The following is an 8,667-nucleotide window of genomic DNA, read 5'->3' as shown; positions in this document are numbered from 1 at the left end:
CAAGCCCATGATCAAAGGAAGATCACGTACCAGCCCGACCGCGACACCGACCTCCACCGCCGCCGTCAGCGGATGCAGATTCAACTCCGGAGCAAGCCGGGCCGAGAGCAACTGCTCAGCAGAGATCGACGACGACGCCAATCCCTCACCACCCTGATCACCCCCGGCGCCCTCATCACCTGATTCGCCGCGACCACCGCCAGACCGCTTGCGCGATCGAACATCACGCCGCACCGGTACGATGAGATCCGCCGCTTGAGCCACAGCCCGCATCTCTGCCGCCTGCAGGCGCCGAATCATCAGCTCCTGGGACAGGACGCGCCCCACCAGCCGATATCCCGGTGAAAAACCTTCCCCCAAATCCTTATTGACATTGCGGTCCGAAGCAGCACGGTCAGGACCGCTGCCATCAGTGCCGGGACCGCCCATGGCCTCCAGCTCTTCCATCAGCCAGTCAGCAGCCCCCAGCAGCTGGACCGAGACCTCGCCCACCAGACACCCATCACTGAGCTTCCCCACCCGTACACCCCCCCGATGGCAACGTATTTCACGACCCCCATCGCGACAAACCCATACTAACTCCCACCACCGACAGAATGCGGAGCAGCCCGTGCCGACGCCCACGATGGCGATGCAGAAAGTCAAACCACTTGCCCGAGAGTTGGTTTAACGAAATTCAGCGCCGTAACCAGAAACCTCACGCAACAAGAGGAGAACGATGTAGGACGCGGTCCACCGAGGCGGTCCTCACGCTTCTGAGGCCGATCGGCGAGGCGGTCTGACACCCCGATCCGCATCGGCTCCAGCTGCTCACCGGGGACGGTGCCCCCACCCCGCCAGAAGGCGACCACCAGGCCTCCCTGGCCATGAACCACCCGGGTCCAACTACAGCCGGATCCCAGGACCCGAATGCCAACAGGCCGATCAGAGCAACGGCCGGCAGTCCCTCGCGACACCCGAATCCGTCAGCCGTTCACCCCTGACCCCCGACCGGTCGGCCACAGAACTGCTCCCGAACGGCTGATTACCGGTTCTCTCTGACGGTGAAGCGGTCACAATGGGCCAACACACCGAAGTGGGGGCGCGGCAATGTCTTCATCTGGCCCGACAGGGCGGTTCCGACGCAGTTGGCCGGCTCTCCTCGTTCTCCCGGCGATCGCCGGGCTCGTGGCCGGCATCGTCTCCGGCCCCAGCGCGTCGGCCAGTGAGAATTCCACAGCCGTTCCCCTGCACCGAGGGCCACAGCTCGATGTGAGCCTGATCGGCGGGTCCGGTGAGGGGTACGCCGTGCAGGCGGGTGTGCCCTACGGCGTGGACGGAGGACTGTTCACCGGCACGGGCGGGGAACTGAAGGCCCGCACCCTCCCGGCCGACGAAGACCCGTACGGCCGCCGACGGTGGCTCGGTGTGATCGGCCAGCAGGCCGGGTACGTGATCACCCATCCCCGCACGAGTTCGGAGCCGGCCACCTACGAACTGCACCGCCTGAATGTCGTCAGCGGGTCCGATTCCGACCTCGGCACGATCTCGGTGGACCCGATCGGCTTCACCGCTGACGGCTGGCTCGTGTGGGACGGGGAAGACCTGGTCGAGACCCGTTTCGACACCGGCAATGCCGCGGTGGTGGCTACGATGCCCGATCTCGCAGACCGGAAGGTGACCGGCACCGCGCTGACCACCGGTGCCGCCCTGGTCCGCAGCACCAACGCCGATCAGAGCGAGAGCTACCTGGATCTGGTCGAGTTCGGCGCCGGCACGATCGAGCGGGTGGCCACCGAGACCGCGGCCGATCTGCACGCCTTCGACCTCTCCCCCACCACTCTGGTCTGGTGGGGCCGTCAGTACACCGGCGAGCCCCAGTACGTGAAGGTGCGTGCCCGCTCCGGCGGTGTGGTGACGACGTACAACGACACCGACGACAACGCCGACAATTCTGTGCGGGTGCCCGGCCAGAATTCCGCCGCGTACGTCATCCCGCACGAGGGTGCCTGGAAACTGCGGGTGATCAGCACCTCGGGCGGAGTGAGCACGCTCGACCTGCCGGACTACTCGGCCGGGCTGATCGCCGACGGCGCCCGCTGGTTACTGGCCGCTTCCGGGCGCGTCGCGAACGCCGGGGTGTATTCCGTGCAGGACTCCACCGTGACCCGGGTGGCGTCCGTCCCTGCTCTCAACATTTCCACCTCCGCCGTGGCTTTCGCCGCCGGCCGGATCTACTACGGCGACAACTACTACTTCGACGACGGCAGCACGCCGTTGGACGCGCGCGCCCCGATGGCGATCTGGTCGCGACCGGTGACCGGCCTGGGCCGGCCCGTTCTCGGCGATGAGACCGAGCTGGGCCAACGGTCGGCCCACGTGCCGGGTGGCGGTGACAGCATCGGGTTCTCCGCCGGACGGGGCGTGGTCAGCGGGGTCGCTACCGGAAGCACCTTCACCTGGCGGCTGCTCGACCGGGGCCGGCTCACCGCGACCGTGCGCCAGACCTGGTCGTACCAGCCCACCGGCGAGATGGACACCCGCTACCCGAACGTCTCCGGGCCGTACCTGACGGCGGCCGGACACGTGTACGACCCGACCGGAAAACTCGTCTACTCCCGCCCCGGCGCCCAGACCGGCATCGGCGGGCCGGGCCGTCCCGACGACCTGTACGGCCCGCGCCTGATCTACAGCACCCGCAACGCCAAGTCCGGTGACACCGACGTCTGGGTGCGCGACCTCGACCGTCGCAAGTCCGGCTCGAACCCCGGGAAACTGGCCTCCACCAGGACGTACGCGCCGCGGGTGGCGATCTGGGGAGACCTGGCCGCGTGGCAGTCCGGGTCCCGGGAGATCAGCCTGCGCCGGATCGGAACGACCCAGATCCGCCGGATCCGCATCACCGGTCCGCTGATCCAGCTGACGCTGGGCGAGGGGATACTGGCCTGGAACGCGAATGCCCGCACGTACACGCTGGACACGGCCTCGGCGAGTTCGAGGCCCACCGCCTACGCCGGGGCCGGGAACCATCTCGCCCTGGACGACCACTACCTGGCCCGGCGGGTGGGCACCGGCGCGATGGTCGTCTACCGCAGCCTCTACACCGAGAAGTACCGGCCGCGGCTCATCGGCACCTTCGCCCCGGCCGGGTTCACCCCGAACGGCGATCGCCGGGCTGACTCCTGGGAACCCCAGTTCGATCTCTCCAAGCCCGTGACCGGAGTGAAACTCACGCTCCGGAGCACGAAGACGGGCTCCGTCCTGCGCACCCTGACCGGCACCGGGCCGGACGGCAGCATCCGCGACCTGGTGTTCGACGGCCGCAACAACTCCGGCAAGGCCCTGGCCAACGGCACCTACAGCTGGCAGCTGACGGCCCGGGCGCAGGACGGCGAGGGCGCCCTGATCGGGATCCGCGGGGAGACGTCGGTGAAGGGGACTGTGAAGATCAGCAAGTCCAAGGGCTGAAATCACCGCAAAAGGGATCTTTACCTCGTAACGATCACAGTGTTACGGTCCCATTGCATTGCTGATCAGTTCGAGAGCAACACCCTCGAGCTGCCTTTCAGTCTGCATACGGGACACCGGCCTGCCCCGTCCGAGCTACGCGCTGACGCCTCTCGAACGGAGCTACACCTGTGCCCCTACGACGTCTTCGCCTCTGGGCCCTCCTGATCCTGGCCACCGTCACGGCCGGTCTGCTCAACGCCGTACCGGCGGCCGCGACCACTGTGGCCAGGGCAAACACCGCGACCACCGCCCGACCTGGATCACTGAACGACCCGAACCTGCACTTCGCCGGCCGCTGGGACACCACCGATCCCAGCACCTACGTCGGCAATTGGGAGTCCCCTTACGTCGAGGCCACTTTCACCGGTACCACGGTCAAGGCCACGGTACGCGACGCGGTGACGGTCTACGCGAGCGTCGACCACGGGCCGATTCAGACCCATTCCGGGGTCTCCGGCACGGTCGACCTGACCCCGACCCCGCTGTCGCCCGGGCGGCACACCGTATGGCTCTCGTACCGCACCGGCGAGATCCCCACCTGCGCCACCTGGCCGTTCCCGTGCGCGACGTTCCAGGGATTCACCTTCGACCGGGGCGCCCGCACCCTGCCGCAGCCGCGCCGCAAGCTGGTCGAATTCATCGGCGACTCGATCACTGTCGGATACGGCACGGAGAAGACCACGGTCGATTCCTACAGCTGGCTGCTGGGTGAGCAACTGGGTGTGGACCACACCAACATCGCCCGCTCCGGAGCCTGCCTCGTGCAGCTGACGAACTGCTTCGGCCTCAACGAGAACTGGGACCGCACGACCATCGGCGGCACCACCGACTGGGACTTCTCCCGGTACGACGCCGACGCCGTCGTGATCAACCTCGGCACGAATGACGCCGGCCGGGGCGTGAGCAACGACGACTTCCAGGCGCAGTACACCCGGCTGCTGGAAGAGGCCCGGACGAAGTACCCGGCCGCCCACCTGTACGCCTTCCAGAACCTGCGGGGGCGCTACCCGGCGCAGACCCGGGCCGCGGTACAGGCGCGCAACGACGCCGGTGACCCGCTCGTCCACTTCATCGATACCGAGAACTGGCTCACCGCGGACGACTACGTGGACGGCGGACACCCGAACGAGGCCGGTCACGCAAAGATCGCCGAGCGACTGGTGCCGATCCTGGCCCCGGACCTGGGCATCACGGTTCCCGGGGTGCCGACCGACCCGAACATCGAGTTCACCGGCCGCTGGAACACCCAGGACCCGGCCGCGTACGTGCCCAGCTGGGTCGGCGCGTACCTCACCACCCGTTTCACCGGTACCTCGGTCACGCTGAACCAGCGCAACACCATTGACTTCTGGGCCAGCATCGACGGCGGGGACGACGTCTACTTCGCCGGGGTCAAGGGGCCGGTCGACATCACCCCCACCCCTCTGGCCGAGGGTGAGCACACGCTACGCATCTCCTACCGCAACGTGGTGGGCTCGTACAAGGGCGATGCGGTGTTCCAGGGCCTCACCCTCGACCCGGGCGCCCGCACCCTGCCGACCCCGGGCCGCCGCAAACCGATCGTCGAGTTCGTCGGCGACTCCATCACGATGGGCACGACCTCCTCGAAAACCACCCTCACCTCGTACGGCTGGCTGGCCGGGGAACGACTCGGCGCCCGGCACACCCACATCGCCTGGGGAGGTGGGTGCCTCGTGGCTGCCGCGGACGGCTGCACGGGGGTCTCTCAGCAGTTCTTCCGCAGTGGTACCGATCCCTGGGACTTCGGCACGTACCAGGCCGACGCCGTGGTGGTGAACCTCGGCACCAACGACCTGAGCCACCATGTCGCGCCGGAGGAGTTCCAGGCCGTCTACACGCAGTTCCTCCAGGACCTGCGCGCCGTCTACCCGCGCTCCGAGATCCTCGTACTGGGAACCTTCTCGGGACGCTACCTGCCCGAGACCCAGGCCGCCGTCACTGCGGCCGGCGACCGTCACACCCGCTACGTGGACACCACCGGCTGGCTGCCGAAGGAGGGCCTGACCGACGTGGTGCACCCGAACGACCTGGGCCACCGGCTGATCGCCGACCAGCTGACCCCGATCCTGCGAAAGGCACTGGCCTAGACTGTGTTACCGGCGGGTGTGGAGCCTCCCACCCGCCGGAGCACGACCAGGGGCGTGCGGTAGTGCACCACCACCCGCCCACCGAGATCGTCCACGGCCCGGGCCACCTCGTCCGCCTCGTCCGCACTCCAGTCGCTGAAGGTCGTGAACAGGTCGTGCACCTGGGCACGGTCGAACGTGATCGCCCAGGCGAACTCCTCGACCAGGACCCGCTCGAAGAACCCGCCGGCCTCCAGGGCATCGACCCAGGCCGCGGTCGCCAGTTCCCCCGGACCGGGCCGCGGCGGACCCGGCGGACGGCGCTCCACGACCTGGGCGACCCGCTCGCGGAACGGCATCACCGGCACCGATGGATCACCGAAGACGTTGCACCACATCGCCAGATGCCCGCCGGGAACCAGCGCAGCGTGCAGTTTCGGCAGAACCACCCCGAGATCGAGCCAGTGCACCGCGGTGACGATGACGGCCAGATCGAAAGCGCCCTCATCCAGTCCGGTCTCCTCGGCAGCGCCCAGAATGAGGGACGCGTCGGGGCACCGCTCGCGCAGCAGTCCCGCGAGCGCGGGGCCGGGTTCGACGGCCGTGACCTGCGCGCCGGCGGCGAGCAGCCGGCGGGTGGCCAGACCGCTCCCGGCTCCCAACTCGACCACCCGCGTACCGGGCGAGAGCCAGCCGTGGGTGCCCCAACGCGTCCACAATTGGTCGGGGTAAGGCGGCCGACTGCGGTCGTAGAGCGCGGCGTGGGCATCGAAGTGCAGTGGGCATCGAAGTGCAGTGGGCCAGGCACACACTCATCGTAATCGAACGGCGACGGATCGGACGTTTTCACCTGGCATGGCATGATGTGCGGGCTTTTACGCCGCCATCCGCCAGCAATCCATGACCGTCAGGGGCCCGTTCGTGCAGCCGTTGGAAGCCTCCGATCCATCGTCGATCGGCCGGTACCGCATCACCGGGCGGCTGGGCCAGGGAGGCATGGGGCGTGTCTATCTCGGGAGCACGCCGGGTGGCCGTCCGGTGGCGGTGAAGGTGATCAACACCCAGTTCGAGGAGAACCCGGACGTCCTGAACCGGTTCCGGCGTGAGGTCGAAATCCTCCGGACGGTGCGTAACGCCTTCGTCGCCGCGCTGATCGACCACAACGTGACCGCCACGCCCTACTGGATGGCCACGGAGTACGTGCCCGGCCCCACCCTGGCCGCGGCCATCCGCGACCAGGGCCGACTCGACGCCGACGTCACCCGGGGCCTGTTCGCGGCCCTCGCCGAGGCCCTGGTCGACATCCACGCGCACGGCATCTGCCACCGCGATCTGAAGCCGCAGAACATCATTCTCTCGGTGACCGGTCCGCGGCTGATCGACTTCGGGATCGCGCGGGGTGAGGACCAGGAAGGTCTCACCCAGACCGGGATGACGGTCGGCACTCCTGGGTACACGGCCCCCGAGGCCCTGCTCGGCCACGAGATCGGACCGGCCGCAGATATTTTCGCACTGGCCGCGACCATCGCGAAGGCGGCCACGGGCCGCGCCCCGTACGGCGGGGGCAGCGGTTTCGCCGTCAGCCGGCGCAGCATGAGCGGCGAGGTCGACGTCACCGGGGTGCCCGACGACCTGGCCACCCTGATCCGTGACTGCAGCAACCCCGACCCTGCGGCCCGCCCCGGGGCCGAAGAGATCGTGCTGCGGTGCCGACCGGAGACGGGCTTGATCGAGAACCAGCGCTATCAGCAGATAATCGCAGGCGCGAGGGCGACTCCCCCGCCGGAGCCCTCGCGGGTGACGGCACCGCCCCCGGCGCTAGGAGCCACCCGGGCCTACTCCGCCCCGTCCGTTCCATCTGCCTCGTCCGCTACATCTGCCTCACCGGCCCATGGCCGCCGACCGTGGCTGGTCGGCACCGGGCTGCTGGCGGTCGTTCTGGGGGTGGCGCTGATCGGGACCTGGCTCGTCGGTGGGATCGGCGCCGATGCGGACGACAAGGCCTCCGGCAGCCCGACCAGCTCGGCCGGTCCGGCCGACGTCACGCCGGCCGGCTCCGAAGGGCCGGCCGGGACGCTCCCGCCGGTCCAGACCCTGACCGGCCCCGACGGCAATTGTCTGGCCGCCCCCGGCAGCCTGGCCAACGGTGACCTGCCCACGATCCAGCCGTGCGACGGGTCCGAGCTGCAGCAGTGGACCTTCACCGCCGAGAATGGCCTGAAGACCGGCAACCTGTGTCTCGACCTCGGCGCCAACGAGGTACAGAACGGGCTCACGGTGCAGCTGTGGGAGTGCAACGGCACCCGGGCCCAGATCTTCGAGGCGGTCGGTGACGAGGTGCGCAACCCGTGGTCGGGGCGCTGCCTGACCACGACGACCAACGAGCCGGCGGCCGGTGACCCGCTGATCATGTGGGACTGCAGCGGCGGCAACCTGAACCAGGTCTGGCACCTGCCCGGGTGAATTCGCGCGCCGGGTGCAACATCCCTGGTCCCCGGCGCGTCGAAGGCCCATGTCCACCCCACTGATCGTGATGACGGCGCTGCTGCCCCTGGTGGCGACGCTGTTCCTCGGGTTCGTGGTCTTCGTGTTCGTGCGCGTCTTCACGTCCGGCAGCGCGACCCCGCTGGCCACGCATCCCGACGACCCCGGCGTCCCGGTTCACCTGTACGCCCGGCTCACCCGTCCCGGCACGCCGCGGGGCCCGCGCGCCCGGTTCGACAGCACACTGTCCGGCCGGCTGACCCTGGCCGGTGAGGCGATGTACTGGGACCCGGACGAAGGGCCACGCTGGGCGACCCCACTGACCTCGATCACGGTGCACACCCTCACCGGGGCCATGTCGTTCGCCGGTGATCCCGGTCTGCAGATCGAGATCGCCGGTTCCGGCCACTGGCTGCTGACGGTCTCGGACAAGCCGATCAACCGGATCATGGGTAACGACGCCAAGCGCTACCGGGAGGCGCGGCGGGCCCGGGAACTGGCCGCGCTGCTGGTCCGGCGGGGTGCCCGCGGCGCGACGGCCTGAAGCATGGAGAAATTCGCGGGGAAGTCCGTGAAGCGATTCGTGTGGAAAGGCGGCCCCGGTGAC

6 protein-coding genes are annotated in these 8,667 nt (G+C 68.8%); 4 read left to right on the top strand and 2 right to left on the bottom strand.

Annotated features, from left to right (window positions below; translation table 11 throughout):
- Window positions 1-492, bottom strand: a 492-nt coding sequence (locus QSK05_RS20035; protein ID WP_285598781.1) for a hypothetical protein, incomplete at its 3' end; no start/stop codon positions are given.
- 675 nt (window positions 493-1,167) lie between these two features.
- Here QSK05_RS20035 and QSK05_RS20030 point away from each other — a divergent pair.
- Together QSK05_RS20030 and QSK05_RS20025 are read left to right on the top strand one after the other, a co-directional pair.
- Window positions 1,168-3,447 carry a FlgD immunoglobulin-like domain containing protein gene (locus QSK05_RS20030; protein WP_285598780.1) on the top strand — a complete coding sequence of 760 codons (2,280 nt, stop codon included), beginning with the start codon at window positions 1,168-1,170 and terminating at the stop codon, window positions 3,445-3,447.
- Window positions 3,448-3,617: 170 nt separating this feature from the next.
- On the top strand, window positions 3,618-5,597 hold the full coding sequence (locus QSK05_RS20025) for a GDSL-type esterase/lipase family protein (RefSeq protein WP_285598779.1): 1,980 nt from the start codon (window positions 3,618-3,620) through the stop codon (window positions 5,595-5,597).
- On the opposite strand, the gene QSK05_RS20020 is transcribed toward QSK05_RS20025, so the two are convergent.
- Entirely contained in the window at window positions 5,594-6,295 is a 702-nt protein-coding gene (locus QSK05_RS20020) for a class I SAM-dependent methyltransferase (RefSeq protein WP_285598778.1), read from the bottom strand. The genes QSK05_RS20025 and QSK05_RS20020 overlap by 4 nt on opposite strands.
- Window positions 6,296-6,497: 202 nt before the next feature.
- On the opposite strand from QSK05_RS20020, the gene QSK05_RS20015 reads away from it, so the two are divergent.
- Together QSK05_RS20015 and QSK05_RS20010 are read left to right on the top strand one after the other, a co-directional pair.
- Entirely contained in the window at window positions 6,498-8,039 is a 1,542-nt protein-coding gene (locus tag QSK05_RS20015; protein WP_285598777.1) for a serine/threonine protein kinase, read from the top strand.
- Window positions 8,040-8,088: 49 nt separating this feature from the next.
- Window positions 8,089-8,604 (top strand): hypothetical protein, encoded by a 516-nt coding sequence (locus QSK05_RS20010; protein ID WP_285598776.1) that lies wholly within the window; start codon window positions 8,089-8,091, stop codon window positions 8,602-8,604.
- The last annotated feature ends 63 nt before the right edge of the window (window positions 8,605-8,667 follow it).

It is taken from the genome of Kineosporia sp. NBRC 101731 (genome assembly GCF_030269305.1).
GTDB lineage: Bacteria > Actinomycetota > Actinomycetes > Actinomycetales > Kineosporiaceae > Kineosporia.
Note: the sequence above shows the minus strand (reverse complement) of the source record. Positions and strands in the feature narration are given on the sequence as shown.

What these genes read in the sequence shown, in the direction of transcription:
- QSK05_RS20010 (WP_285598776.1), top strand. Translation starts at nt 8,089, where the DNA reads ATGTCCACCCCACTGATCGTGATGACGGCGCTGCTGCCCCTGGTGGCG.